This window comes from Erythrobacter mangrovi (assembly GCF_013260645.1).
GTDB classification, from domain to species: Bacteria; Pseudomonadota; Alphaproteobacteria; order Sphingomonadales; family Sphingomonadaceae; genus Qipengyuania; species Qipengyuania mangrovi.
The window spans coordinates 720,999-746,273 of sequence record NZ_CP053921.1 but is presented as its reverse complement, the minus strand read 5'-3'; the positions used below and the strand labels follow the sequence as shown (position 1 = coordinate 746,273).

The 25,275-nt window shown below is 64.4% G+C and carries 24 protein-coding genes; 10 read left to right on the top strand and 14 right to left on the bottom strand.

Annotation, left to right across the window (positions count from 1 at the left end):
- Window positions 1-39: 39 nt before the first annotated feature.
- The 4 genes from HQR01_RS03895 to secB form a co-directional block, all read right to left on the bottom strand.
- Complete coding sequence (locus HQR01_RS03895; RefSeq protein ID WP_173212734.1) at window positions 40-729, bottom strand: DUF4136 domain-containing protein; 690 nt, start codon at window positions 727-729, stop codon at window positions 40-42.
- Window positions 730-887: 158 nt separating this feature from the next.
- Entirely contained in the window at window positions 888-1,904 is a 1,017-nt protein-coding gene (gene trpS, locus HQR01_RS03890; protein WP_173212732.1) for a tryptophan--tRNA ligase, read from the bottom strand.
- A 63-nt stretch (window positions 1,905-1,967) separates the two neighbouring features.
- Window positions 1,968-3,539 (bottom strand): murein biosynthesis integral membrane protein MurJ, encoded by a 1,572-nt coding sequence (gene murJ / locus HQR01_RS03885; RefSeq protein ID WP_173212731.1) that lies wholly within the window; start codon window positions 3,537-3,539, stop codon window positions 1,968-1,970.
- A gap of 28 nt (window positions 3,540-3,567) precedes the next feature.
- The gene (secB, locus tag HQR01_RS03880) at window positions 3,568-4,098 is read right to left on the bottom strand and encodes a protein-export chaperone SecB (protein ID WP_173212729.1); all 531 of its coding nucleotides are present in this window, start codon (window positions 4,096-4,098) and stop codon (window positions 3,568-3,570) included.
- A gap of 236 nt (window positions 4,099-4,334) precedes the next feature.
- Here secB and HQR01_RS03875 point away from each other — a divergent pair, with 236 nt between their 5' ends.
- From HQR01_RS03875 to HQR01_RS03865, 3 genes are read left to right on the top strand one after another with little or no spacing between them, the layout of a single operon-like run.
- Entirely contained in the window at window positions 4,335-4,988 is a 654-nt protein-coding gene (locus HQR01_RS03875) for a Tim44/TimA family putative adaptor protein (RefSeq protein WP_173212728.1), read from the top strand.
- Window positions 4,989-5,025: 37 nt separating this feature from the next.
- Window positions 5,026-6,216: a murein transglycosylase A gene (gene mltA / locus HQR01_RS03870; protein WP_173212726.1), complete on the top strand. Its 1,191-nt coding sequence runs from the start codon at window positions 5,026-5,028 to the stop codon at window positions 6,214-6,216.
- Window positions 6,213-6,761 carry a Smr/MutS family protein gene (locus tag HQR01_RS03865; protein ID WP_173212724.1) on the top strand — a complete coding sequence of 183 codons (549 nt, stop codon included), beginning with the start codon at window positions 6,213-6,215 and terminating at the stop codon, window positions 6,759-6,761. The genes mltA and HQR01_RS03865 overlap by 4 nt, the downstream gene beginning before the upstream one ends.
- Window positions 6,762-6,784: 23 nt before the next feature.
- Here HQR01_RS03865 and HQR01_RS03860 read toward each other — a convergent pair whose 3' ends face one another.
- Window positions 6,785-7,705 (bottom strand): LysR family transcriptional regulator, encoded by a 921-nt coding sequence (locus tag HQR01_RS03860; RefSeq protein ID WP_173212723.1) that lies wholly within the window; start codon window positions 7,703-7,705, stop codon window positions 6,785-6,787.
- Between the two features lie 220 nt (window positions 7,706-7,925).
- On the opposite strand from HQR01_RS03860, the gene HQR01_RS03855 reads away from it, so the two are divergent.
- A complete protein-coding gene (locus HQR01_RS03855) occupies window positions 7,926-8,837 on the top strand; it encodes a cyclase family protein (protein ID WP_199800356.1) in 912 nt (303 codons plus the stop codon).
- A gap of 80 nt (window positions 8,838-8,917) precedes the next feature.
- Here the strand turns inward: HQR01_RS03855 and katG are convergent, their stop codons facing one another.
- The 7 genes from katG to aroC form a co-directional block, all read right to left on the bottom strand.
- Window positions 8,918-11,104 carry a catalase/peroxidase HPI gene (gene katG, locus HQR01_RS03850; RefSeq protein ID WP_173212721.1) on the bottom strand — a complete coding sequence of 729 codons (2,187 nt, stop codon included), beginning with the start codon at window positions 11,102-11,104 and terminating at the stop codon, window positions 8,918-8,920.
- Window positions 11,105-11,305: 201 nt separating this feature from the next.
- Window positions 11,306-12,895 (bottom strand): alkyl hydroperoxide reductase subunit F, encoded by a 1,590-nt coding sequence (gene ahpF / locus HQR01_RS03845; protein ID WP_173212720.1) that lies wholly within the window; start codon window positions 12,893-12,895, stop codon window positions 11,306-11,308.
- Window positions 12,896-13,060: 165 nt separating this feature from the next.
- The gene (gene ahpC / locus HQR01_RS03840) at window positions 13,061-13,627 is read right to left on the bottom strand and encodes an alkyl hydroperoxide reductase subunit C (protein ID WP_173212719.1); all 567 of its coding nucleotides are present in this window, start codon (window positions 13,625-13,627) and stop codon (window positions 13,061-13,063) included.
- A 209-nt stretch (window positions 13,628-13,836) separates the two neighbouring features.
- On the bottom strand, window positions 13,837-14,088 hold the full coding sequence (locus tag HQR01_RS03835; protein ID WP_173212718.1) for a PilZ domain-containing protein: 252 nt from the start codon (window positions 14,086-14,088) through the stop codon (window positions 13,837-13,839).
- 222 nt (window positions 14,089-14,310) lie between these two features.
- Window positions 14,311-14,574 (bottom strand): hypothetical protein, encoded by a 264-nt coding sequence (locus tag HQR01_RS03830; protein ID WP_173212717.1) that lies wholly within the window; start codon window positions 14,572-14,574, stop codon window positions 14,311-14,313.
- 100 nt (window positions 14,575-14,674) lie between these two features.
- The gene (locus HQR01_RS03825) at window positions 14,675-15,508 is read right to left on the bottom strand and encodes a DMT family transporter (RefSeq protein WP_199800355.1); all 834 of its coding nucleotides are present in this window, start codon (window positions 15,506-15,508) and stop codon (window positions 14,675-14,677) included.
- A gap of 71 nt (window positions 15,509-15,579) precedes the next feature.
- On the bottom strand, window positions 15,580-16,647 hold the full coding sequence (gene aroC, locus HQR01_RS03820) for a chorismate synthase (protein ID WP_173212715.1): 1,068 nt from the start codon (window positions 16,645-16,647) through the stop codon (window positions 15,580-15,582).
- A gap of 373 nt (window positions 16,648-17,020) precedes the next feature.
- Here aroC and ruvA point away from each other — a divergent pair, with 373 nt between their 5' ends.
- From ruvA to ruvB, 4 genes are read left to right on the top strand one after another with little or no spacing between them, the layout of a single operon-like run.
- Window positions 17,021-17,623: a Holliday junction branch migration protein RuvA gene (ruvA, locus tag HQR01_RS03815; RefSeq protein ID WP_173212713.1), complete on the top strand. Its 603-nt coding sequence runs from the start codon at window positions 17,021-17,023 to the stop codon at window positions 17,621-17,623.
- Between the two features lie 11 nt (window positions 17,624-17,634).
- A complete protein-coding gene (locus HQR01_RS03810; protein WP_234030241.1) occupies window positions 17,635-18,171 on the top strand; it encodes a DsrE family protein in 537 nt (178 codons plus the stop codon).
- Window positions 18,171-18,701, top strand: a complete 531-nt coding sequence (locus tag HQR01_RS03805) for a hypothetical protein (RefSeq protein ID WP_173212710.1) — start codon at window positions 18,171-18,173, stop codon at window positions 18,699-18,701. The genes HQR01_RS03810 and HQR01_RS03805 overlap by 1 nt, the downstream gene beginning before the upstream one ends.
- Window positions 18,698-19,729 carry a Holliday junction branch migration DNA helicase RuvB gene (gene ruvB, locus HQR01_RS03800; protein ID WP_173212708.1) on the top strand — a complete coding sequence of 344 codons (1,032 nt, stop codon included), beginning with the start codon at window positions 18,698-18,700 and terminating at the stop codon, window positions 19,727-19,729. Before HQR01_RS03805 ends, ruvB begins: the two co-directional genes overlap by 4 nt.
- Window positions 19,730-19,763: 34 nt before the next feature.
- On the opposite strand, the gene acnA is transcribed toward ruvB, so the two are convergent.
- A complete protein-coding gene (acnA, locus tag HQR01_RS03795; protein WP_173212706.1) occupies window positions 19,764-22,439 on the bottom strand; it encodes an aconitate hydratase AcnA in 2,676 nt (891 codons plus the stop codon).
- A 222-nt stretch (window positions 22,440-22,661) separates the two neighbouring features.
- Between acnA and HQR01_RS03790 the strand changes: the two genes are divergently transcribed.
- Window positions 22,662-22,811: a hypothetical protein gene (locus HQR01_RS03790; protein WP_173212704.1), complete on the top strand. Its 150-nt coding sequence runs from the start codon at window positions 22,662-22,664 to the stop codon at window positions 22,809-22,811.
- Here the strand turns inward: HQR01_RS03790 and HQR01_RS03785 are convergent.
- The gene (locus HQR01_RS03785) at window positions 22,808-23,707 is read right to left on the bottom strand and encodes a DMT family transporter (protein WP_234030240.1); all 900 of its coding nucleotides are present in this window, start codon (window positions 23,705-23,707) and stop codon (window positions 22,808-22,810) included. The genes HQR01_RS03790 and HQR01_RS03785 overlap by 4 nt on opposite strands.
- 137 nt (window positions 23,708-23,844) lie before the next feature.
- On the opposite strand from HQR01_RS03785, the gene HQR01_RS03780 reads away from it, so the two are divergent.
- The gene (locus HQR01_RS03780; protein ID WP_173212702.1) at window positions 23,845-25,272 is read left to right on the top strand and encodes a L,D-transpeptidase family protein; all 1,428 of its coding nucleotides are present in this window, start codon (window positions 23,845-23,847) and stop codon (window positions 25,270-25,272) included.
- Window positions 25,273-25,275: the final 3 nt, after the last annotated feature.

The window sequence follows — 25,275 nt, the reverse complement described above, 5'->3', positions numbered from 1 at the left end:
CGTAATCGGTGAGGCCCGCGTCTGGCTTTCGCAAGTCGATCAGTCGAGCTTGCGGACGGTCTTCTTTTCCGGCGCGATCGAGATGCGCAGCGTTTCGCCTGAATTGCCCGGGAAGTCGGTGAACATCGCCTCGACCAAATTCGGCACGAGGTACTGCAGCCGGTTTGAAGTCGATACGGCCTGCGCTTTGCCTTCGAACAGTCGCTCGCCGGTCGCAGCGCGGTCGATCTTCATCTCGATCCCGCTGGTGTAAACGGTGTAGCTCTCATAGCCGTTGTCGAACCACGGGTCGTAGAAGCCGTAGCCCCAGGTACGCCCAAAGTAGCGCGGCCGATAATAGGAGCGATAGTAGGGCCGGCTGAACCCATACCAGGGCGAATAGAAGGGATCGGCGAAGCCGGTCGAGCGGACCTTCTCGCGGCCCTTGTCGATATCATAGTCGAACCGCACCAGCAGGCTGGCGGCTTCGGGCGATGCGGCCTCGGGATAGCCGAGGCGGTTCATCTGGGCCTCGACGAGATCGGCGTATTGCGCGAACTCGAGTCCGCCAGCGAGTGCCGGGTCGTCCGCCACGACATAATAGCTTTCACCGGCGCCTGGCGCAGGCAGCTGTGACTGGTAGCGCGAGACATCGGCCTTGAACGGCGTCGCGCAGGCCGCGAGGCTGGCCAGGATCAGCGGCACGGTGGCAAGCTTGAGTTTCTGCCCCCAACCTTTGCGCTCGGTCATACTCAGTCCCTTTCGAGTGACGATATAGGTTGTACACGAGTTCGGTTGCCCGCGCAGTTCACCGCTTCCCCCTCGGCAAACTGTTAGCGAATATGCACTTTTCTACCGGATTGTCGATGAACCCGGATTGAATGGGTGCTTCGCATGGCGACGCGAATTCAGCCGCGTACCAACCCCAGGGCCTCATAGGCCGCGTCGAGCGTCGGGCGGCCGATCTCGCGGGCATGGCTTGCTCCGCGCGCGAGGATCGCGTCGAGCGCTTCGTGGTCGGTGAGCAGTTCGGTGAAGCGCGCCGAAATCGGACGCAGCGTCTCGACCAGCAGTTCGCCCAGCGCGGGCTTGAACTTGCCGAAACCCTCGCCGCCGAAATCGCGCAACACGCCTTCTACCGTTCCGTCGGTCAGCGCAGCGTAGATCGTCACCAAATTGAGCGCTTCGGGCCGACCTTCCAGTCCCGCTTCCTCGCTCGGTAGCGGTTCGGGATCGGTCTTGGCCTTCTTGACCTTCTTCATCACCTCATCGGCATCGTCGACCAGGTTGATGCGGCTCATGTCGGACGGGTCCGACTTGCTCATCTTGGCAGTCCCGTCGCGCAGGCTCATGATCCGCGCGGCCTGCGGCGGCACGATCGGCTCGGGCAGGGTGAAGACCGGTGCATCCTCCGATGCGAAGTCGTTGTTGAACTTCTGCGCGATGTCGCGAGCCAGCTCGAGGTGCTGCTTCTGGTCCTCGCCCACGGGCACGTGGGTCGCCTGGTAGAGCAGCACGTCGGCGGCCTGCAGCACCGGATAGCTGAACAGCGCGACCGACTGGCCTTCACGGTTCTTGCCCGCCTTGTCCTTCCACTGCGTCATGCGGTTGAGCCAGCCCATCCGGGCGGTGCCGCTCAGCAGCCATTGCAGCTCGGCATGCGCGGGAACCTGCGCCTGGTTGAACAGCACCGAACGCTGCGGATCGATACCGCAGGCGACCAGCGCCGCGGCCATTTCGAGCGTACCCTTGCGCAGCTCGGCCGGGTTGTGCGGCTGGCTGATCGCGTGGAGGTCGGCCAGGAAGAACAGGCACTGGCTGCCTTCGGCCATCTCGTCCTGCATCCGCACCCAATTGCGGATCGCCCCAAGGTAGTTACCGAGGTGGAGATTGCCGGTGGGCTGGATGCCGGAAACGACGCGCATGATAGGCCTTGTGCAGTTGCGAAGAAAACGAAGCGCGACCGGTCTATGTCGCGCGGGGAAAAGTCAAGCCTGCCGCTTGGTCAGCCGGGCCAGGGTCTCCCCGTTCACCACGCCCAGCATGGCTGCGAGCGCGAAGTAGGTAATGGCACCGACCGCCACCAACGCGATGATCGCGCCAACCCGTTCGAGGACGCCGCCGGTGTACCAATCGGCGCCATAGGGCATGGCGAACCACAGCGCGGCGCCCATCAGGATGGCAGCGAGCATGATCCGCGCGATGCGGCTCACCACGCGTGCGGTCATGCGGAAATGACCCTTGCGAGCCAGGATGACGTAGAGCAGCCCGGCATTGGTCCAGGCCGCCGCCGAGCCTGCCAGCGCCAGACCCACCACGCCGAAGCGCGGCACGAGGAGGAAGTTCAGCGCGATATTGAGCAGCAAGGAAGTCGCCGCGGTGAAGACCGGCGTTCGCGTATCCTTGCGGGCGAAGAAATTGGGCACCAGCACCTTGACCAGCACATAGGCGGGCAGTCCGACCACTAATGCACTGACCACCGCGCCCGTGGCCATGGCATCCTCGATCGTGAAGGCGCCACCGGTGTAGAAAGCGCTGGTGAAGGCGCTGCCGGTTACGAACAATGCTATGGCCGCCGGGACGGTCAGCAGCATGGCCAGTTCGATCGCGTTCGACTGCAGGCGCTGCGCGCTGTCCGTATCCTCATTGGCGATATGGCGCGACAGCGCGGGCAGGATCGCGGTGCCCAGCGCGATGCCGATGATGCCGAGCGGCAACTGATTGAGGCGGTCCGCATAGGCAAGGAAGCTGTAGGCACCGTCGGGTAGCGTGGAGAGGAAGAACAGGTCGATGAAGCGGCTGATCTGGTAAACGCCCGCGCCGAACACTGCCGGCAGGATCAGTATGCCGAGTTCCTTCACGCCATAGGTGATGCGCGGCCGCTTCAAGCTCATCCGGAAGCCCGCGCGGCGGGCGAACCACCACAGCCACAGCAATTGCAGCAAGCCGGAAACCGTGACGGCGATCGAAAGGTAGAAGCCGGTCATGCGGCGCGCTTCCATCCCCTCGCCGAGGCTTATCCCGATCACCAGTGCGGTGATCATGCAGAGATTAAGCAGGATCGGTGCGGCGGCGGCGGCGGCAAAGCGCCCAAGCGAATTGAGGATGGCGGCGAACAGCGTCGCCAGGCTCATGAAGGCCAGGTACGGGAAGGCCACCCGCGCCATGAGCACGGCGAGATCCCTCAACTCCGGATCGGCCTCGATGCCTTCATTGGCGAAGAGACCCGCGATCCACGGCATGGCAATCAACGCCAGGCCGCCGAAGACGATCAGGACCGGGATCAGGAAGGCGAGCACTTCCTCGGCGAACTTGCGCGCCTCGGTAATCTCTTCCGTGCCAGCCATGCGTCGATTGAACAGCGGCACGAAGGCGCTGGCGAAGGCCCCTTCGGCAAACAGGCGCCGGAAGATATTGGGCAGCTGGAAGGCGAGCTGCCACGCGTCGGCGACACCGCCCGCGCCAAGGACGCGGGCGAGCATCATGTCGCGGATGAAGCCGAACAGGCGACTGACCATGGTCAGTCCGCCGATCGTGCCGACATTCTTGAGCAGGCTCATGGCCGGCCCCTGCCTTGATGGTCCGGCGTCAGGCCTGGCCGCCCGGGGCTGTGGTGACCGTACCTTGCTCCGCCGCGCGTGCGGCGAGCTGCTGCTGATACAGCGAACCGAAATCGATCGGGTCGAGCATCAGCGGCGGAAAACCGGCATCGCGGGTCGCATCGCCGATCACGCGGCGGGCGAAGGGGAACAGCAGGCGCGGCGCCTCGGCGAAGAGGAAGGCGTGCGCGTGCTCATCGGGTAGGTTGCGGATGCCGATCAGGCCGCAATAGGTAAGCTCGACGAGGTAGAGTTGGCCCTGATCCACCTTGGCGTTGGCGGTGATCTTGAGCGTTACTTCATGCGTCTCGTCGCTGACGGCGTCGGCACCGATGTTGAACTGCACATCGAGCTGCGGCTGCCCGGCCCACTGGAAACAGGCGGGGGCATTGGGGTTCTCGACCGACAGGTCCTTCACGTACTGCGTGATGACACCGACCGCAGGCTGGTTATCGGCGCCATTGGCACCGGCTGCGGGATCGAGATTGAGGTTGGTCAGAACGTCGCCTTCATCGGCCATGTCAGCACATCTTTCAAAACAGGTCAGATAATACCCGAAGCCGTCTTGCCGGGCCCCGGGCGCTTGGTTGCGCGCGCCTAGCACTTGCCGCATCGCCTAGCAATGCGCGGCAAAACGCCGGTCGCATGGGCGATATCGTTCATCGTAGGAACATTGTCGGTTTGTAATTCTTCCCTATCTAGGGCAGGACAGCAAGGAACCTCCTGTGCTGACAGGGACTAGCGGACTACCGAATTGTGATTACCGAAATCGTCATCCTCGCCATGATCGCCGCCTTCCTCGGGCTGCGCCTCTATTCGGTGCTTGGTCGCCGGTCGGAGCATGAGGAGGAGGCGATTGCGCATCGCTTCGATCGCGGCGACGCGGTCCAGCCGCCCATGGCGGAGCCGACCCCGCTGCGCCAGCCGGTGACGCTGCGCTCCACCGACAATCGCGTGCCCGCGAACGAAGCCGGGATCCGCGCCATCGCCGCGGCCGATCCGCGTTTCGACCTGCTCGCCTTCCTCGAAGGCGCCAAGGGCGCCTATGGCCTGATTCTCGACTCCTTCTGGAAGGGTGACAAGGCCACGCTGCGCGAATTGACCGACGACGATGTCTATGCCGGTTTCACCGGCGCGATCGACGCGCGCGAGGCAGCGGGCGAAACGCTCGACAACCGCCTGATCCGAATCGAGGACGCCACTGTGCGTTCGGCCGAACTCGATGGCCGGATCGCGCGCATCGCGGTGCTGTTCGTCGCCGACATCGCCGCCGTCACCCGTGACAAGGACGGCAATGTCGTGGCCGGTTCGCTCGACGATGCGATCGAAAGCCGCGACGTGTGGACTTTCTCGCGCAATATCGATGCCCGCTCGCCCGACTGGGTGCTCGACGAGACCGACCAGGGCTGATCGCCCGCCATTTCGTAACGACGCCAAGGGAGGGAGTATGCGCGGCTGGCTGGTCCTTGCGGCGATGGTGCTGCTTGCCGGTTGCGTGCGCGTCGTTCCCCAGGCTTCTCCTCCCCGTTCGATCGGCACGCCCCCGGTTGCGACCACCGTCGCGTCGGCTGCCTTCGCCGGGGTGACCCGCGGGCCGGACGTGAACTCGCTTGGCATTGCACCCGGCGATGCCGGGACGGCGCTGTCCTCCTTCATCGAATCCTGTCCCAAGCTGCTTACCCGCAAGGACGGCAGCGGCCTTACCGTTGCGGAGGACTGGCGCCCGGCTTGCGAAGCGGCGCAGGGCTGGCCGATCGGCGATGCGCAACGTTTCTTCACCACCTATTTCGAGGCGGCCCGCGTCGGCGATGGCGCGGCCTTCGCAACCGGCTATTTCGAGCCCGAGATTCGCGGCAGCCGCACCAGGGCGCCGGGATACGACGTGCCCGTCTACCGCCTGCCCGACGACCTGGTGCGCGCCTGGCCGGCCGATATGCCCGAGAGCGAGCGGACCGGTCGCCCGCCGCTGGGGCGCTATGATGCGTCCGGCAATTTCGTCCCCTATTTCGAGAGGGCTGAGATCGAGGACGGGGCGCTCGAAGGCCGGGGCCTCGAGATCGCCTGGGCGGCCGACCCGATCGAATTCTTCTTCCTCCAGATCCAGGGTTCGGGCCTGCTGCGCCTGCCCGACGGTTCGCTGATGCGGATTGGCTATGCCGGGCAGAACGGTCGCGAATATGTCGGCATCGGCTCGGTCATGCGCGAACGCGGCCTGCTCGGCGAAGGGCCGGGCAAGTATCCCGGCTCGATGCAGGGGATCATCCAGTACATCCACGACTACCCCGAAGGGGGGCGCGAGCTGATGCGGCTCAACAAGAGTTGGATCTTCTTCCGCGAACTGACCACCGACGGGCCGCTGGGTGCGCTCGAAGTGCCGGTGCGGCGCGAAGCATCGGTGGCGGTCGATCCCAATTTCGTGCCGCTCGGTGCCCCGGTGTTCCTCGACCTCGACCGCAACGAGGCTGACGGATTGTGGATCGCGCAGGATACCGGCGGCGCGATCAAGGGGCTCAACCGCTTCGATACCTTCTGGGGCAATGGCGCCGACGCGCGGACCATCGCCGGAGGGATGAGCGGGCGCGGCTCTGCGCTGGTCCTGCTGCCACGCGGGACCCTTGCCCGCCTCCAGTCGCAGTGAGCGCGCCGCGTGGCCTGACCGCGGAGGAAAGCGCCGCCTGGGAGAAGCTCGCCGCTACCGTGCAGCCCCTGCATCCGCGCAAGCCGGTGCCGCCGATCGCGGCCGTTGTCCCGGTCGAGAAGTCCAAGCCCAAGGCCAAGACTCCTCCACCCGCCACACCCAAGCAGAAGGCCCTGCCCGTGCCGCTGCAACCCAAGCCGCAGGGGCTCGATTCGCATTGGGACCGGCGGCTCAAGGCGGGCACGCTGCAGCCCGAACTCACGCTCGACCTGCACGGACACAACCTCGATGCGGCCTATGGCCGGCTGATGAGCGGAATCGCGCAGGCCCGCGCGATGGGCGTGCGCACGGTCCTGCTGGTAACCGGCAAGTCGCGCCCAGTGGAGGCGGCGGACCGGGCCGAGCGGCGCGGGGCGATCCGTGCCAAGGTGCTCGACTGGCTGGCCGCATCGAGCCATCACTCCGCGATCGCTGCGGTCCGCCGCGCGCACCAGCGCCACGGCGGCGACGGGGCGCTCTACATCGTGCTCAGGCGCGAGCGGTGATATCCACTCAGGAAGGTGGAAATTCAGCGACCTGTATGGTCGGCAATTGATGATTCGGATGCCGCGCGTCGACCTTCCAGCAGGTCCTTCTTGGACAAGATCGCCTTCGCTGCGAATTCCATGAAACGACGGACACGGGCCGTATGACGCAGGTCTTCATGCGTCAGAATCCAGATATCCCGGTCGGGTTCCGAAAAAGCTGCGTCGACCCGCGCCAGCGTCGGCTCGGTATCGCCGATAAAGCAGGGCAGCATGCACAAGCCCAACCCATTCCGGGCGGCTTCGAGATGTGCCAGCGTGTTGGGAATCCGGTGCTTTATCGCGGTCTCAGGGTGGGGGCTTTCGCGAACCCATTGGGGGCGGACGACCTTGTCTTCCCAACCGATCCATTGGTGTCTGGAAGCGTCCTTGTGATCGCCGACCCGCGCGAGATAGCCGTGCGATGCATAGATCGACCGGGCATATTTCACCAAGCGGCGGCCGAACAAATGGCCCGGTGGATCGTTCGACACCCGAATGGCGACGTCCGCCTGCCGACGGACGAGGTCGGCCATGGACATGGACACGTCGATCGCCAGCTCAATCTCGGGGTAGGTATCGGCAAACTGCACCAGATCCGGCATGATCAGTCGCGTGGCGATGGTGTTCGGCATCGTGATCTTGAGGGGGCCCTTGAGGTCTGAGTCACGGCCCAGCAACTGGCGCCCGACCGCATTGGCCTCCTGCTCTATCCGTTCGACGGATTCGAAGATCTGCAATCCGGCTTCGGTCAACTCGTAACCGGCAGCAGAACGATCGAACAGCAGCTGGTTGGCCCGGGCTTCGAACGATGCGATCCGACGCGAAACCGTCGAGCTGTTCACCGCAAGGTCCGACGCTGCGGCGCGAATGGAGCCGCTGCGCGCCACCGCGAGAAAATATCGCAAATCGTCCCAATCCTTCATTCTTGCAATTTTGCATTTCCGATTTGCGAAATTCAACAGTTCAATTGCGTTTATGCGCGATCCAGTTGTCGAAGTCGTGGGTCGGCACGGTCTGATCACTGCTCGCGCGAGGATCGACCGACCCTTGTCTCAACATGTGGAGTCCAAGATGTTTCAAGCAATCCGAACGCGCCCGGGTCTAGTGCTCAAGTCTCTGGCATTGGTCCTAGCCGCCCTCCCGTTGTCACCTTTGCAGGCGGATCAGCAGGCAGAACCGGCGGCCGAGCAGGCCCAGGCTGGAACGCTCGGCAAGATGTCGGACCGGAGCAGGCTGGACGCCATGCGGATTGTTGCAGGCGGGCAGGTCTATGACCTGGGTGTCGAGCTCTTCGTCGGCATGCCGGATTGCTGTGCCGATGCGTTCGGTGACCCTAAGTACCAATTGTTCCTGACCCACAGCCCTTCCCGCTCGGGGGACAGTGAGCTGGTATCGCATACCAGCGAGGCGATCTTCATGAGCAGCCACGCCGGGACCCACCTCGATGCGCTTCCGCACTTCGGACTGCATGGCAAGATCTGGAACGGCGCCGACGCCAAGGATGCACTTGGGGTCCGGGGCTGGAGCAGTTCGGGCGCGGAGAATTACCCCCCAATCATCGCCCGGGGGACCTTGATTGACGTGGCAGGAGCGAAGGGACTGGAACGCCTCCCCCCGTCCTATGTCATCACCGTCAACGACCTCAAGGCGGCGCTCGCCAGGCAGGGTTCGCAGATTCGCGCTGGGGATGTGGTCCTGATCAGGACCGGCCAGATGACCAGCTGGCCCGATGCGACCGGGCGCAGCCTCTTCATCGAACCAGGGATCGGCCTCGAAGCCGCCAAATGGCTCGCCGAGGAAACCGGGGCGATCATGCTCGGGAGCGACAACTTCGGGCTTGAGAGCTTTCCCTCTGCCAATCCGGAGAATTTCGCCCCGATCCACACCTATCTGCTCGCCGAGCGTGGAATGCCCTTCATGGAAAGCGTGTGGCTGGAAGATCTTGCGCGCGAGGGCGTCCACGAATTCCTGTTCGTGGCGTCACCGTTGAAACTGAAGGGCGCCAGCGGCGCGCCAGTCCGACCGATCGCCATTCCGATTGCGCCGCAGGAATAGGATCGCTGGCTTTCGCCAAAGCCTACGAAAAAGCCCCCGGCATCGCTGCCGGGGGCACTTCTCTTGCGATCGCATGCGTCTCAGGCGAGGTCGAAGCGGTCTGCGTCCATCACCTTGGTCCAGGCGGCGACGAAGTCCTTCACGAACTTCGCCTCATTGCCGTTCTGGGCATAGACTTCGGCGACCGCGCGCAGCTGCGAATTCGAACCGAACACCAGGTCGGCCCGGGTTGCGGTGTACTTCTTCGCGCCGGTCTTGCGGCAGGTGCCTTCGAATTCTTCCTCGTCCGCATCGGCCGCCGACCACTTGGTCGACATGTCGAGCAGGTTGACGAAGAAGTCGTTGGTCAGCTGCCCCTTGCGGTCGGTGAAGACGCCATGGCTGGTGTTGCCGGCATTGGCGCCCAGCACGCGCAGTCCGCCGACCAGCACCGTCATTTCCGGAACGGTCAGGCCCAACAGGTCGGCGCGATCGACCAGCAGGTCCTCGGTCGAGACGCTGAGCTTACCCGAACGGTAGTTGCGGAAGCCATCGGCCAGCGGCTTGAGCCATTCGAAGCTATCGGCATCGGTCTGTTCGGCAGAAGCATCGCCGCGCCCGGTCGAAACCTTGGCGGTAACGCTGTGGCCGGCATCCTTGGCCGCCTTCTCGACTGCCGCCGTGCCGGCGAGGACGATCGCATCGGCCATCGACAGGCTGCCGCGCAGCTCGTCAAGCTTGGCGAGGACCTTGGCCAGTTCGTCCGGGTCGTTCACCGCCCAGCCCGACTGCGGGGCAAGCCGCACCCGCGCGCCGTTGGCACCGCCGCGATGATCGGTTCGGCGATAGGTCGAGGCCGAGGCCCAGGCCGCCTTGACCAGCTCGCTGACAGTCAGTCCGCTAACGAGCACCGCCGCCTTGAACGCGGCCACATCGGCGTCCGACGGCTTGGTCCCGGCGGGAACCGGATCCTGCCAGATCAGGTCTTCGGCCGGCACTTCGGGGCCGAGGTAGCGCGACTTCGGACCCATGTCGCGGTGGGTCAGCTTGAACCACGCGCGGGCGAAGGCATCCTTGAATGCCTCGTGATCCTCGGCGAAGCGGGCGGAAATCTTGCGGTATTCCGGGTCCATCTTCAGCGCCATGTCGGCGGTGGTCATGATCGTCGGGACCTTGACGTTCGGATCACCGGCGGATGGGGCCAGGTCGGCCGGATCGGGATCGATCGGGGTCCACATGTTCGCACCGGCAGGCGATTTCACCAGCTTGTATTCGTATTTGAACAGCAGCCGGAAATAGTTCTGCGTCCATTCGAACGGTGTGTTGGTCCACGGGCCTTCGATGCCCGAAGTGATCGCCGAATCCGGCAGGCCGTCGGCGTTGGGGTTGTGCCAGCCGAAGCCCTGTGAGGCCATGTCGGCCCCTTCGGGCGCCGGGCCGAGCAGGCTGGCATCGCCATTGCCGTGACACTTGCCGAAGGTATGCCCGCCGGCGGTCAGCGCAACGGTTTCCTCGTCATCCATCGCCATGCGCTCGAAAGTGTCGCGCATGTCGCGCGCCATCCCGGCCATGTCGTTGGGATTACCGCCCGGGCCTTCCGGGTTGACGTAGATCAGGCCCATCTGGATCGCGGCGAGCGGGTCTTCGATCGACCAGCCCTTGTCCGGTTGGTTGCGGGTCTGCGCGCCGGTGTTCACCCACTCGTCTTCGGTGCCCCAATAGACCTTCTCGGGATAGAAGACGTCGGGGCGGCCACCGCCGAATCCGAAGGTCGGGCCACCCATCGATTCGATGGCAACATTGCCCGCGAGCACGAAGAGGTCGGCCCAGCTCAGCGCATCGCCATACTTCTGCTTGATCGGCCACAGCAGGCGGCGGGCCTTGTCGAGATTGCCGTTGTCGGGCCAGCTGTTGAGCGGGGCGAAACGCTGCTGGCCCTCGCCCGCACCGCCGCGGCCGTCATGGATGCGATAGGTGCCTGCCGCGTGCCATGCCATGCGGATCATGAAAGGGCCGTAATGGCCATAGTCGGCCGGCCACCAATCCTGGCTGTCGGTCATCAGCGCGGTCAGGTCGGCCTTCAGCGCCGCATAGTCTAGCGTCTTGAAGGCCGCGGCATAGTCGAAATCCTCACCCAGCGGGTTGGGAGACAGACCGCGATCGCTCATCAGGTTGAGAGGGATGTTGTTGGGCCACCAATCGTCGTTCGTGCGGCCCAGCAGGCTGCGCGCGCCCATGTCGTGCTGGTACGGGCATTCACCGCTGATCGAACCGGTTTTCGCGTCCATGGATGCTCTCTCCTCTACTTGAGACTCGGGGACTTCCCCTCGCTACCAGTGGAGGATGACGGTTTGGCGGTGATCCGTCCAATCGATTAATCGGTTCAAATTGATTGCCTGAGGCGATTGAGTGGAGCGCCCCATTCCCACGCAAGAAGCGCCGCGAATCCATGCGGATCGCGGCGGTCTTGGGTGGCGTTCGCTGGTGGTTCAGGCGGCTTCGGCGATGTCCTCGGCCGGTTCGGTACGGATGAGGTAGTCGAAGGCCGAAAGGCCCGCCTTCGAGCCTTCGCCCATCGCCACCACGATCTGCTTGTAGGGTACGTCGGTTACGTCGCCTGCACCGAAGATGCCGGGCAGGTTCGTGCGCCCTTCGGCGTCGGTCATGATCTCGCCGAACCTGGACAGTTCCAGCCCGCTGTCCTGCAACCATTCGGTGTTGGGGACGAGGCCGATCTGGACGAATACGCCCTCCAGCGCGATGCGGCGCTCTTCGCCGGACTTGCGGTCCTTGAGCACCAGGCCGTCGACCTTGCCGTCCTTGCCGGTGATCTCGGTGGTCTGGCCGCTCGTGACGATCTCGACGTTGCCGAGCGAGTGCAGCTTGGCCTGCAGCACCTCGTCGGCGCGCAGCTTGTCGTCATATTCGATCAGCGTGACATGGCCGACGATCTTGGCGAGGTCGATCGCCGCTTCGACGCCCGAATTGCCGCCGCCGATCACCGCAATGCGCTTGCCCTTGAACAGCGGCCCGTCGCAGTGCGGGCAATAGGCCACACCCTTGTTGCGATATTCCGCCTCGCCCGGGACGCCGAGGTTGCGCCAGCGGGCACCGCTGGCGAGGATCAGGCTGCGGGCCTTGAGGCTGGCGCCGTTGCCCAGCTCGATGGTGTGCAGGCCACCTTCGGCCTTGGCCGGGACGAGCTTTACCGCCTTGGCGAGGTCCATCAGGTCGATGTCGTATTCGCCGACATGGCGTTTGAGTTCGCCCGCCAGCTTGGGCCCTTCGGTATAGGGCGTGCCGGGCAGGTTCTCGATGCCGAGCGTGTCGTGCAGCTGGCCGCCGAAGCGTTCCGCCGCGATGCCGGTGCGAAAGCCCTTGCGCGCGGTGTAGATCGCGGTCGCGGCGCCGGCCGGGCCGCCGCCGATAACCAGCACTTCGAAAGGCTCTTTCGCGGCAAGCCTTTCCGCCGCCTTGGCATCGGCATCGCTGTCGAGGCGGCCGAGGATCTCGGCCAACTCCATCTTGCCGTTCCAGAACGGTTCGCCGTTGAGGAAGGTTGCCGGCACGGCCATGACTTCGCGTGCTTCGACTTCGTCCTTGTAGGTCCCGCCTTCGATCAGCGTTACGGTGATGCGCGGGTTCTCTAGCGCCATCAGCGTCAGCGCCTGCACCACGTCCGGGCAATTGTGGCAGGACAGCGAGAAATACATCTCGAAATGATAGTCGCCCTCCAGCCCGCGGACCTGTTCGATCAAATCGGCGTCGACCTTGGGCGGATGGCCCCCGGCCCATAGCAGTGCGAGCACCAGCGAGGTGAATTCGTGGCCCATCGGCAGGCCGGCAAAGCGAACCCACTTTTCCGCATCGCTGGCGCGACGGATCACGAAGCTGGGCTTGCGCGCATCGGTTCCATCGAAGCTTGCGCGGACCATGTCGTGCAGCGCGGCGATTTCCTCGAGCAGTTCGCGCGTCTGCGCGCTCTTCGCGCTGTCATCGAGCGAAGCGACCAGTTCCACCGGCTCGCGCAGATTGGCGAGATAGGCGGTCAGCTGCTGTTTCATCGTGGCGTCGAGCATGGAGAGGCTCCGAATGTCGGTTGGGGCGGAACGATGCGAAGCGAAAAGGCCCGGGGCGAGGGGGGAGGTAGGGGTTACCCCGGGCCTTCCAGCGACCCGAGACCATTGCTCGGGTTCATGGGCGGGCGACCCATGTACGCCCGCCCAATCTTCTGGTGTCGCGCGTCAGATCTTGCCGACGAGGTCGAGCGACGGCGCGAGGGTTTCTTCGCCTTCTTCCCATGCGGCCGGGCAGACCTGGCCGGGGTTGTTGCGCACGTACTGGGCAGCGCGGATCTTGCGGACCAGTTCGTTGGCATTGCGGCCGACGCCTTCGCAGGTCTGCTCGACCAGCTGGATCACGCCATCGGGGTCGATGACGAAGGTCGCGCGATCGGCGAGGCCGGCACCTTCACGCAGCACGTCGAAATTGGTCGCGAGGTTGTGGTTCTGGTCGCCGAGGAACGGGAAGTTGAGCTTGCCGATCTTTTCCGAAGTATCGTGCCAGGCCTTGTGGCTGAAGTGCGTGTCGGTCGAGACGGCATAGACTTCCACGCCCAGCTTCTGGAGCATGTCGTAGTGCTCGCCCAGGTCTTCGAGCTCGGTCGGGCAGACGAAGGTGAAGTCGGCCGGGTAGAAGAAGAACACGGCCCACTTGCCGCGCACGTCTTCGTCGGTGACCTGGAAGAAGTCCTTACCGGCCTGGAAGGCGGTGGCGCTGAACGGCTTGAGCTGCGATCCGATGATACCCATTGCGTTGATTCTCCGTGAATTTGGGTTGAATTCGATGGAGCTCAAATAGGGAGTGTTGCGACGCACAAAAGTGATTTTGTGCGATAGCGAATATCGGAATTTTCGATCAATCACGCGACACTTTCGAAAAGTGCAACGTCTATGTGATTCCCTTGCGCCCAGCGCAACGCAAGGGTTCGGGATAGGGCGTGGATGGCCGTGGGGCGGCCTTAGGCGGCGCTTTGCATCAGCCGACTATAGACGGCCTCGTGCAGCAATTGTTCGAAGGCGATGCCGGCCTTGCCGTCTTCCGCCCACACCACCGTGCCGGCGAGCGGTTCCAGCCCTTCCAGCCAGACCGAAATGCTCTCGCCCTCGCGCGGCATCCAGGCCCGCGCATCGATCAGGCATCCGCCCGGCGTCAATTCCAGCACTTCGTACTGGACCTTGGATCCCGAGCGTGGTCGACATGTCGCTTTCATCAGTTGTCCTTCCGACTTCAGCCGTTGCAGGCGCGATCTATCCGATACCCGCAAATGGAAGACAAGCTTTTCGAGAAGCGTTGAACGATACCCCGCAGATCGCCGCTTCTCTATGCCAGAATGACACAGTCCGGCTAACCTCCGCTTTCGGAGTACCGTTAGTTTCAGATTACCAAGTCTGGGGCGAACAGGCTCGCCGGTCCCATGGCGAGCCTGTCCAATTCAGCCGCGGCAGGCTTGCCCCGGATGGAACTCAAAGCCCGGCGAAAAGCCGCCAAATGCCTTCACCAGCATGCCATAGGCCTGGACCTGGCCGAAGCCGTCCTCACCGGGCGTGTCGTTGTACCCACTGAAGGAACAGATTGAGCTCGCTGTATAGAAATGCACCGGCGTGTATTTCCCGTTACCGGTTATCTCACCGGCCAGGGCCGGAGAGGCAAGCACGACCAGTGCCAGAGCAGCACCAACTTTTCGTCTGATCGTCATACCCAGACTCCTCACAAGGGTTCTACGACCCTGCGGCCCGAGTCTGTTGTCGTTGCCCGCTGTATAGCAGGATCTGGCGCCCCCACCAGCGGAAGCTTTCCTAGCGGCGCAGGGTCAGCGCGATGCCGGCAATGATCAGGGTGCTGGCGACGATCAGCCGCAGCCCGATCGCTTCGCCCAGCAACAGCGCTGCCCCCACGGCGGTGATCGCTGGCACGGAAAGCTGCAGGCTGGCGGCGACGAGCCGCTGCACATGCGGCAGGAAGGCGTACCACAAGACATAGCCCAACGCGGAGGTGACCGCGCCCGATACCGTTGCCAGCATCCAGCCGGTAGGCGTCAGCTCGAAGGGAAGAACCAGCAACGCAACCAGCCCAAGCACCGCGGCCCCGCAGAAATTGCGTGCGGTGCGTGCGGTGGGGGAATCATCGCCGCTATTGACCGTGCTGTAGATACCCCATGCGACCCCCGCAGCGGCCATCAGCAGTGCAGGCACCGGGCGCGGGGCGGTAAGGCCGGGGAACAGCAGCCAGCCGACGCCTGCGAGTGCGATCACCAGCCCCACCGCCTGCAGCGACCCGATGCGGTCGCCCCGCAAGAGACCCACACCGATGATCGTCGCCTGGACCGCCGCGAACAGGATCAGCGCGCCGCTTGCCGCGCCCATCGAGACATAGGCCAGAGCAAAGCCCAGCGCATAGACGAACAGTGCGGCAACCGTCGACATGTCGCGTCGCTGCGGCATGATCGAAAACCGGCCTGCAATCGCGAAACCGACAAGCAGCACCGCTCCGGCACCCAGCCGGACCGCGGCAAAAGCGCCAGGACTGTTGGCCGCATCGGCCAGCGCGGCGCGCGCGAGCAGCGAATTCCCGGCGAAGGCAAGCAGGATGAGTGGCGCCAGCAGCCAGATCTTCAGGCGGTCTGTAGTCATGCGTGCGCGAACCGATCCAATCTCAATCAAGAGCGGCAGGTCGCCCGTAAAGATTGCGACTCATTCCCTGTTCAACCGCATTGCGCCCGGTGGAGCAGCTTGTGATCGGCCAGCACCAGCGCCAACATCGCTTCGACCACGGGCGTGCCGCGGATACCCACGCAGGGATCGTGACGGCCCTTGGTGCGGACCTCGGTCGCCTCGCCGTCGCGGGTGATGCTTTCGACCGGGGTGAGGATCGAACTGGTCGGCTTGAACGCCACGCGGCAGGTCACCGGCTGACCGGTCGAAATGCCGCCCGCGATCCCGCCCGCGTGGTTCGCCTCGAAGCGCGGGCCGTCGTTGCCCGGTCGCATCGGGTCGGCGTTCTCTTCGCCGGTCAGCCGCGCCGCGCCGAACCCATCGCCGATCTCGACGCCCTTGACCGCATTGATGCTCATCATCCCCGCGGCAAGGTCCGCGTCGAGCTTGGCATAGATCGGCGCGCCCCAGCCTGCGGGCACACCGGTGGCGACGCATTCGACCACCGCGCCGAGCGAGCTGCCTGCCTTGCGCGCATCGTCGACCAGCGCTTCCCAGCGCTCGGCCGCCGCCGCATCGGGGCACCAGAAGGGATTGCGTGCAATCTCTGCCGCGTCGAAATTGGCCGGATCCACCGCATCGCCGCCGATTTCGGCGACATAGGCGAGGATCGTCACCTCGGGGATCACCAGCCGCGCCACCGCGCCCGCCGCCACCCGCATCGCGGTTTCGCGCGCCGAGCTGCGCCCGCCGCCGCGATAGTCGCGAAAGCCGTATTTCGCGTCATAGGCATAGTCGGCATGGCCGGGGCGGTAGGTATTGGCGATCTCCGAATAATCCTTCGATCGCTGGTCGGTGTTCTCGATCAGCAGGCTGATCGGTGTGCCCGTGGTCTTGCCCTCGAACACGCCCGACAGGATGCGGACCTCGTCAGCTTCCTGCCGCTGGGTGGTGAACTTGTTCTGCCCCGGCTTGCGCGCATCGAGGAAAGGCTGGATGTCGCTCTCGGCCAGCGCGATGCCCGGCGGGCACCCGTCGACCACCGCGCCAATCGCGGGGCCATGGCTTTCCCCCCAGGTGGTGAAGCGCAGCACGCGTCCGAATGTGTTCCAGCTCATGCGCCGTGTCATAGCCTGCTCCCCGCGCGTGTCGAGCAAGCTTCACTTTCCTACGCTTGGCCTTCGGTGGCATTGGCTGGCGAAGACGGCATGGGCCAGGGTGACAGATGTGCTGCCAGAAGGGTGACGGCGCGGGAGGTGCCAGAATGGCGATTTGCGCAGAATTGGATGTCACTGCGCTTGGCAAGGGTGACGCTTTCCCCGGCGCAAGTCACACTCGGGCGCGCAAGGTGACGCTTTGGGGCCCGACGGTGACGCAATTGGCGCTTTTTATCCTGGACCGTGTTCCAGGTGTTCCATCCTCCACATCACGATCGCGGAGAACCGCCGTACAAGGCTGGACCGCGCGTGCGTGCTGGGGCAGGAACAAACCATGATTGCGAAGCTCAAAGGCCTGCTCGACGAAACCGGCACCGACTGGGCGGTGATCGACGTGCAGGGCGTAGGCTATCTCGTCCATTGCTCGTCGAAAACGCTCGCCGCGCTGGGTGAGCGCGGCGAGGCCTGCACGGTCTATACCGACCTGCAGGTGTCGGAGAACGACATGCGCCTGCTCGGCTTCGCGGAAGCGGCGGAACGCGACTGGTTTCGCCTGCTGACCCAGGTGCAGGGCGTGGGCAGCAAGGTCGGCCTTGCCATCCTTTCCGCGCTGTCGACCGGTGAATTGCAGCAGGCCTGCGCGCAGGGCGATGCGGCGATGGTCGCACGCGCCAATGGCGTCGGGCCGAAATTGGCCGGTCGCATCGTCAACGAGTTGAAGGACAAGGCCGGGGCGCTGCCCGGTGGCGGTGGCGGCGTCACTGCCGCTGCGCCGCTCGCAGGCAGTTCCAGCGCCGATGCGGTCAGCGCGCTCGAGAACCTCGGGTTCAAGCCCGCCGTGGCCGCCCGCGCGGTGGCGTTGGCGCAAGGTGAACTGGGCGACGGCGCGAGCGAAAGCGACTTGATCCGCGTGGCATTGAAGAGGGCGGCGGGATGAGGAGAGGATCGATGCGGATTGCAATGATTGCGGCGCTGGCGCTGCTCGCGGTCCCGACCATGGCGCAGGACATGAGCGCCTTCCGGACAGGCCCGGTGTTCGAGGATTTCGGTCCGCATGCCCCGGTTGAGGGGATTGGCGAGGTCCCCGACGATACCGAATTCGCGGTGGCGTTCGACGTTTCCGAAGCGGCCAAGGAAGGTGAGCGCAATCGTGGCTTCGAAAGCGCCGCGCGCTTCATCAACATGCACGTCGCGCATCGCGTGCCCGAAGACAATATCCGCATCGCGGTAGTGGTCCATGGCAAGGCGGTCAATGACTTGCTCGGTGCCGAGGGGCGCACCGCGCATGAGCTGGGTGAAAACGGTTCCGCCGCGATGATCCAGGCGATGCTTGACCATGGCGTGCGCTTCATCGCCTGCGGGCAGAGCGCGGCTGCCTATGGCGTGACGCAGGACCAACTGATCCCCGGCGTCGAAATGTCGCTCTCCGCCATGACCGCCCACGCCCTGCTGCAACAGCGCGGCTATACGGTGAACCCGTTTTGATGGATGGTTATGACGACATTGGCGCGAACAAGCAGCTCGCCTTGCTTCAGCGCGAAGTTGCTATGGGCACGAAGAAGGTCGTCATGGACGAGATGTCTCATGCCGCTCGTTGGATCATGGCTTCCGTCTTGGCGATCAATAGTGGCGGCTTGATCGCGGCAATCAATCGTATCGAAGCCCTTGGCTTCTGGAGCACAATGGCTGTAATCGCATTCTATGCCGGAGTGGCGCTAGCGTTGAAAATGGGTTGGCGGCAGATTTCCTTGAATCAACGGATGCTTGCACCACACAGTCGATTCATAGCCGTTTGGGAATCAGCGGCCATCGATGGCCAGATCGATGGTCGAAAGCTTGAAGAAGTAAGGGATGAAATCATTGCTGTGGGTACGCAGGGTATAGCAGCTAGTACCCTCGGACGTTGGTCCTTTGCACTATTCACTTTGGGTTTGCTTTGTTTAGCACTCTCAACGCCCGAGACCGCGGAGATGAAGCAACAAGAGCAAGTGGTAGCGAAGGTGGGCGACAGTTGACCGACCCTGTCCCCCTCCATTCTCCCGCCCGCCAGCCGGAGGACCCTGACGCCGCGCTGCGGCCGAAGTCGCTGACCGAATTCGTCGGGCAGCAGGCGGCGCGCGAGAACCTGCGCGTCTTCATCGAGGCGGCGCGCGGGCGTGCGGAGGCGATGGACCATGTGCTGTTCTTTGGCCCGCCCGGGCTGGGCAAGACCACGCTGGCGCAGATCGTCGCCAAGGAACTCGGCGTGGGGTTCCGCGCCACCAGCGGGCCGGTGATCGCCAAGGCGGGTGACCTCGCCGCGCTGCTGACCAATCTCGAACCCAACGACGTGCTGTTCATCGACGAGATCCACCGGCTCAATCCGGTCGTCGAGGAAGTGCTCTATCCCGCGATGGAGGACCGCGCGCTCGACATCATCATCGGCGAGGGGCCATCGGCGCGCAGCGTGCGGATCGACCTGCCGCCGTTCACGCTGGTCGGTGCCACCACCCGGCAGGGCCTGCTGACCACGCCGCTGCGCGACCGGTTCGGTATCCCGGTGCGGCTGAACTTCTACACCGAGGACGAGCTGTTGCGCGTGGTGACGCGCGGGGCCGGGCTGCTCGGCCTGGCGATCGACGAGGGTGGCGCGCGCGAGATCGCCCGCCGCAGTCGCGGTACGCCGCGTGTCGCGGGCCGGCTGATGCGCCGCGTGCGCGACTTCGCGCATGTGCTGGGGCAGGGCACCGTCACCAGCAAGGTCGCCGATGAGGCGCTCACACGGCTCGAAGTCGATACGCTCGGCCTCGACGCGATGGACCGGCGCTATCTCACCATGATCGCCACCACCTACAAGGGTGGGCCGGTGGGGGTCGAGACGTTGGCCGCGGGCCTCTCCGAACCGCGCGACACGGTCGAGGAAGTGATCGAGCCCTATCTCATCCAGCTCGGCCTGATCGCACGGACCGCCCGCGGGCGCATGCTCAACGATGGCGGGTGGCAGCACCTGGGGTTTACGCCGCCATCGCGCCCCCAGCCCGACATGTTTGACGGGGAGAGTTGAAGAAGGCCGGTTAAGGCCATACGCTGCGACGAGTTCAACCCGCCGCCAGCTTGCGCAGCACGTAGTGGAGGATGCCGCCGTTGCGGTAGTACTCGAGCTCGTTAGCGGTATCGATCCGGCACAGCGCAGTGAAGCTGAAGGTCGAGCCATCGGCGCGGGTTACGTCGACGGTCACGTCCTGCTGAGGCTGGATCTCGGCGAGGCCGCGGATGGTGAAGCTGTCATCGCCCTTGAGGCCCAGCGAAGTGCGGGTCTCGCCATCCTTGAACTGCAGCGGCAGCACGCCCATGCCGACGAGGTTCGAGCGGTGGATGCGTTCGAAACTCTCGACGATCACCGCACGAACGCCGAGCAGATTGGTGCCCTTGGCCGCCCAGTCGCGGCTCGAGCCGGTGCCGTATTCCTTGCCCGCGATCACCACCAGCGCAGTGCCATCGGCCTTGTGCTTCATCGCCGCGTCATAGACCGGCATGGTCTCGCCCTTGTAGCTGCTGAAGCCGCCTTCGGTGCCGGGGACCATCTCGTTCTTGATGCGGATGTTGGCGAAGGTACCGCGCATCATCACCTCGTGATGGCCGCGGCGCGCGCCGTAGCTGTTGAAGTCGGCCTTGGCGACCTGATGCTCCATCAGCCACTCGCCCGCCGGGCTGTCGGCCTTGATCGAGCCGGCAGGCGAGATGTGGTCGGTGGTGATCGAATCGCCCAGGATCAGCAGCGGCTTGGCCTCGACGATGTCGGTCACCGGCGCCGGGGTCATGGTCATGCCGTCGAAATAGGGCGGGTTGGCGACATAGGTGCTGCCCGCGCGCCACTGGTAGGTTTCGCTGCCGGTGACATTGATCGCCTGCCAGTGCGCATCGCCCTTGTAGACGTCGGCATAGCGGGCCTGGAACATGGCCCGGTCGACGTTGGCATTCATCGTCGCCGTGACTTCTTCATTGGTCGGCCAGATGTCCTTGAGATAGACGTCGCTGCCGTCCGTCGCCTGGCCGATCGGAGTGGTGGTGAAGTCTTCGATCACCGTGCCCTTGAGCGCATAGGCGACCACCAGCGGCGGGCTGGCGAGGAAGTTGGCGCGCACGTCGGGCGACACGCGGCCTTCGAAGTTGCGGTTGCCCGAAATCACCGCGCTGGCGACGAGGCCATTCTCGTTGATCGCCTTGCTGATCGGCTCGGCCAGCGGGCCGGAGTTGCCGATGCAGGTGGTGCAGCCGTAGCCGACGAGGTTGAAGCCGATGTTGTCGAGGTGCTTCTGCAGGCCCGCCTTCTCGAGATAGTCGGTGACCACCTGCGAACCGGGCGCGAGCGAGGTCTTGACCCAGGGCTTGGGCTTGAGGCCCAGCTCGTCGGCCTTCTTGGCGACGAGGCCCGCGGCGACCAGCACGCCCGGGTTCGAGGTGTTGGTGCAGCTGGTGATAGCAGCGATCATCACGTCGCCGTCGCCAACGTCGAAATCCTTGCCTTCGACCGGTACGCGGGTGATGCTCTTCTTGTAGGTCTCGGCCATGTCCTTGGCGAAGACGTCGTCGACTTCGGTCAGGTCGACGCGGTCCTGCGGGCGCTTGGGTCCGGCCAGCGAAGGAACCACGGTGCCCATGTCGAGCTCGAGCGTCGAGGTGAAGACTGGGTCGGCGGCGGTCGGGTCGATCCACAGGCCCTGCGCCTTGGCATAGGCTTCGACCAGCGCGATCTGGTCTTCCTCGCGGCCGGTCAGGCGCATGTAGTCGAGCGTCTTGTCGTCGATGCCGAAGAAGCCGCAGGTGGCGCCGTATTCGGGGGCCATATTGGCCAGGGTTGCGCGGTCGGCGAGGCTCAGCGAGGCAAGGCCCGGGCCGTAATATTCGACGAAGCGGCCGACTACGCCGTGCTTGCGAAGCATGTTTGTGCAGGTCAGCACGAGGTCGGTCGCGGTCACGCCTTCAGCCAGCTTTCCGGTCAGCTTGAAGCCGACCACTTCGGGGATCAGCATCGAGACCGGCTGGCCGAGCATCGCCGCTTCGGCTTCGATGCCGCCGACGCCCCAGCCGAGCACGCCCAGGCCATTGATCATGGTGGTGTGGCTGTCGGTGCCGACACAGGTGTCGGGATAGGCGACCGTGGCGCCGTCCGCATCACTGCTGGTCCACACCGCCTGCGCGATGTTTTCCAGGTTCACCTGGTGGCAGATGCCGGTGCCGGGAGGGACGGCGTAGAAGTTGTTGAGCGACTTGGAGCCCCACTTGAGGAAGTCGTAACGCTCCATGTTGCGATGATATTCGATCTCGACGTTCTCCTCGAACGCCTTGGGATGGCCAAACTCGTCGACCATGACCGAGTGGTCGATGACGAGGTTGACCGGGACCAGCGGATTGATCTTGCTGGTGTCGCCGCCAAGCTTGGCGATTGCATCGCGCATGGCGGCAAGGTCGACCACGCAGGGAACGCCGGTGAAGTCCTGCAGCAGCACGCGCGCCGGGCGGTATTGGATTTCGGCGCCGGTGACCGGGTTCTTCTGCCAGTCGGCGATCGCCTGGGCATCGCTGGTGGCGACGGTGAAGCCGCCGTCTTCGAAGCGCAGCATGTTCTCCAGCAGGACCTTCATCGAGAACGGCAGGCGCGATACGTCGCCGATGGTCTCGGCCGCCTTGGCGAGCGAGTAATAGGCGTAGTCCTTGCCGTTGACGGTGAGTGTGGAACGGGTTCCGAGCGAGTCCTTGCCGACCTGGGTCATGCTGTGCTGGGTCCTTTCTGTTCTGTCCGGAGCCGCGCCAAGCGCCCTTCGCAAGTGCGGCGAAATATGCGCGCGCCCTGCGCCCAATACCGGGAAAAATCAAGGGCCGCCGCGGCTCTAAAGCGGCCTGTCGGGAACGGTGCGGCGGCTTTGTGCATTATCGAATGAAAATGGAGGCTGGTGCGGTGCAGGGCCCGCGCGGCCTCGATGAGGAGCAGACACATGACGTCGCATCAACCCATGCGGGCGCGCTCGCGCCGCCGCGTTCGTGCAGCCGTACTTGCCGCCGCGCTGGCCACGGTCGGCTGCTTCACCGCGGCATTCACTTTTGCCGACCAGTCGGCGCAAGCCGCTGCTGCCAGCGTCGACTAGACGGCGCTTTGTTCGGGACGCCGCCGCGTCGTGGCGATCCAGCATCCGGCGACGATCAGCATGGTCCCACCAATTGCCGTGGCGGTAACCCCCTCATGAAGCAGCAGCCAGCCGAACAGCGCTGCCCAGACGAATCCAGAATATTCCAATGGAACAAGAACTTGCGCTTCCGCCCGGGCATAGGCCCAGGCCATCACCAATGCCCCCGCCACCGTCAGGACGGAGGACAGCGCGACTTCGTGCAGCTGGCCGATTTGCGGCATTTCGAACAGCCATGGTGCGGCCGTGAGATAGGTCAGGCTGGCCACCGCCATATAGAACGTCGCGATTTCGGTCGGCTTGGCGACCATGGCCTGCTGCCGCTGGAGCACCAGGTTCCAGGCATACAGCAGCGCGGAGACCACGATCGCCGCCAGGCCGAGCCACGTATCGGTATTGAGGTTGCCGCGCCCGAACTTGCCGCCGACAATCACCAGCACACCGACCAGACCGAGGACCGACCCCCAGATCGCCCGCGGCTTGATTTCCTCGCCAAGGATGACCGCGGCGAGATAGAGCGAGACCAGCGGCGCGATGAAGGAGATCGCGATGGTCTCCGCCAAGGGCAGTTTGGTGAGCGAATAGAAAAACGTCAGCGCCATCAGCGATCCGACCACGCCGCGAATCAGATGGACCTTGAGCACGCTCTTCGCCGGCCATTTCGGGCCGCTCGCCAACCACAGCGGCGCCGCGAGAGCCAGCGCCATGCTGGAACGCATGAGCGCCGCCATATATGCGCCCAGTTCGAGCGCCGCCATCTTCATCAGCGCGTCCATCAGCGACAACAGGCCAATCCCGATGGCTGTTGCGAGGATCGGGCGAAGTGGGGAAACGGACTGGCTCACGAGCGTTGCCATAAGGTGGGTGTGGCCATTCGTCACCAATCCTTGCGGTAGTTCAGCCGAGCGCAAGCCGCAGTGTTGGAGGAGGGCCACGGATTGGCTAGAATAAACTCGTCCGTACGGGGGTTCCGGCGGCGCAATTGGTGGGACTGATGACTTTCACGCGTTACTTTCTTGGTTCGGTTGCAGGTGCGGCCTTCCTCGCCACTTCGGTGCTGGCGCAGGATCGGGCACCGGAAAACCTGTTGCCGCCCGAGCCTGAAAAGGTGACCGAGCCATTGCCCGATTTTTCGCGCAACCAGACTCCACCAAAGCAAGAGCGCCAGAGTGTCGATGAAGCTTTCGGCGATATCCGTACGGTGCAGGGCGAAGTCGTCCAGCCGGTGCCCTCGCTGGTCGGAGACTGGACGCTCGCTACGGCGCAAAAGCTGCTCGCCTTCATTCCCAGTGTCGCGGAAGAGGGCCTGCGCCCGGCCGACTATCCCGTCGATGCCTTGCGCGCCGCGATCGCCGCGGGCGAGGGCGAGGAGCTCAACCGCATCGCCAGCGAGACTTTCGTGTGGCTGGTCGAGGATCTGCGCGACGGGCGCACCCCTGCCGAGGCGCGCAAGCAGTGGTTCGTCGTCGATCCCGACCCCGACACCAATCCCACGCATGTGCTGCTTGCCGAGGCGCTGGCCAGCGGCGATATCGCAGGGATCCTTCGCGGGCTCAACCCGGTTGCCCCCGACTATGCCCGGCTTAAGGAAGAGCTGGCCCTGACCAGCGATCCCGCGCGCGCCAAGCTGATCCGCGCGAACATGGATCGCTGGCGCTGGTTGGGGCAGGATCTGGGCAGGCAGTACCTGCTGACCAACGTGCCCGAATACCAGCTGCGGCTGACGGTCAACAATCGCATCATCAAGAATTACCGCGTGGTGGTGGGCAAGCCGGGTCGCACTGCAACCCCGCAGCTGGCCGAGATGGTCGAAGCGGTGATCTTCAACCCTACCTGGACCGTGCCGCAATCGATCGTGAAGGGCGAAGGCCTTGGGGCGAAGGTGCTGGGTAACCCGGCCTGGGCCAAGGCGGCAGGCTACAAGGGCACGAAGGGCGCCGACGGGGTTGTTTATGTCGTCCAACAGCCCGGTCCGAACAATTCGCTGGGCCTGATGAAGCTCGATATGCCCAACGAGCATGCGATCTTCCTGCATGACACGCCTGCACGCCACCTGTTCAACCAGGACAACCGGGCCCTCAGCCATGGTTGCATCCGGGTGCAGGGTGCCCGCGAGCTGGCTATCACCATGTCGATGCTGGGCAATGCGCAGACCAAGGATGACCTTCCGCTAATCCAGCAGGAAGTTTCGGAGATCACCGCCAGCGGGGTCTACACGCGCTATCCCATGGCCAAGCAGTGGCCAGTCTACATCACCTACTTCACCATGGGCGTGGACGTGGACGGCAACCTGACCAGCTTTGCTGATATCTATGGTCGCGACGCACCGGTGCTTGCAGCGCTTGACGCACCGCGCCAGTCGAACCGCGCACGCAAGTCGAGCGAAGAAGTCGTCGAGATCATCGACGACCTGCAGACCTGATCG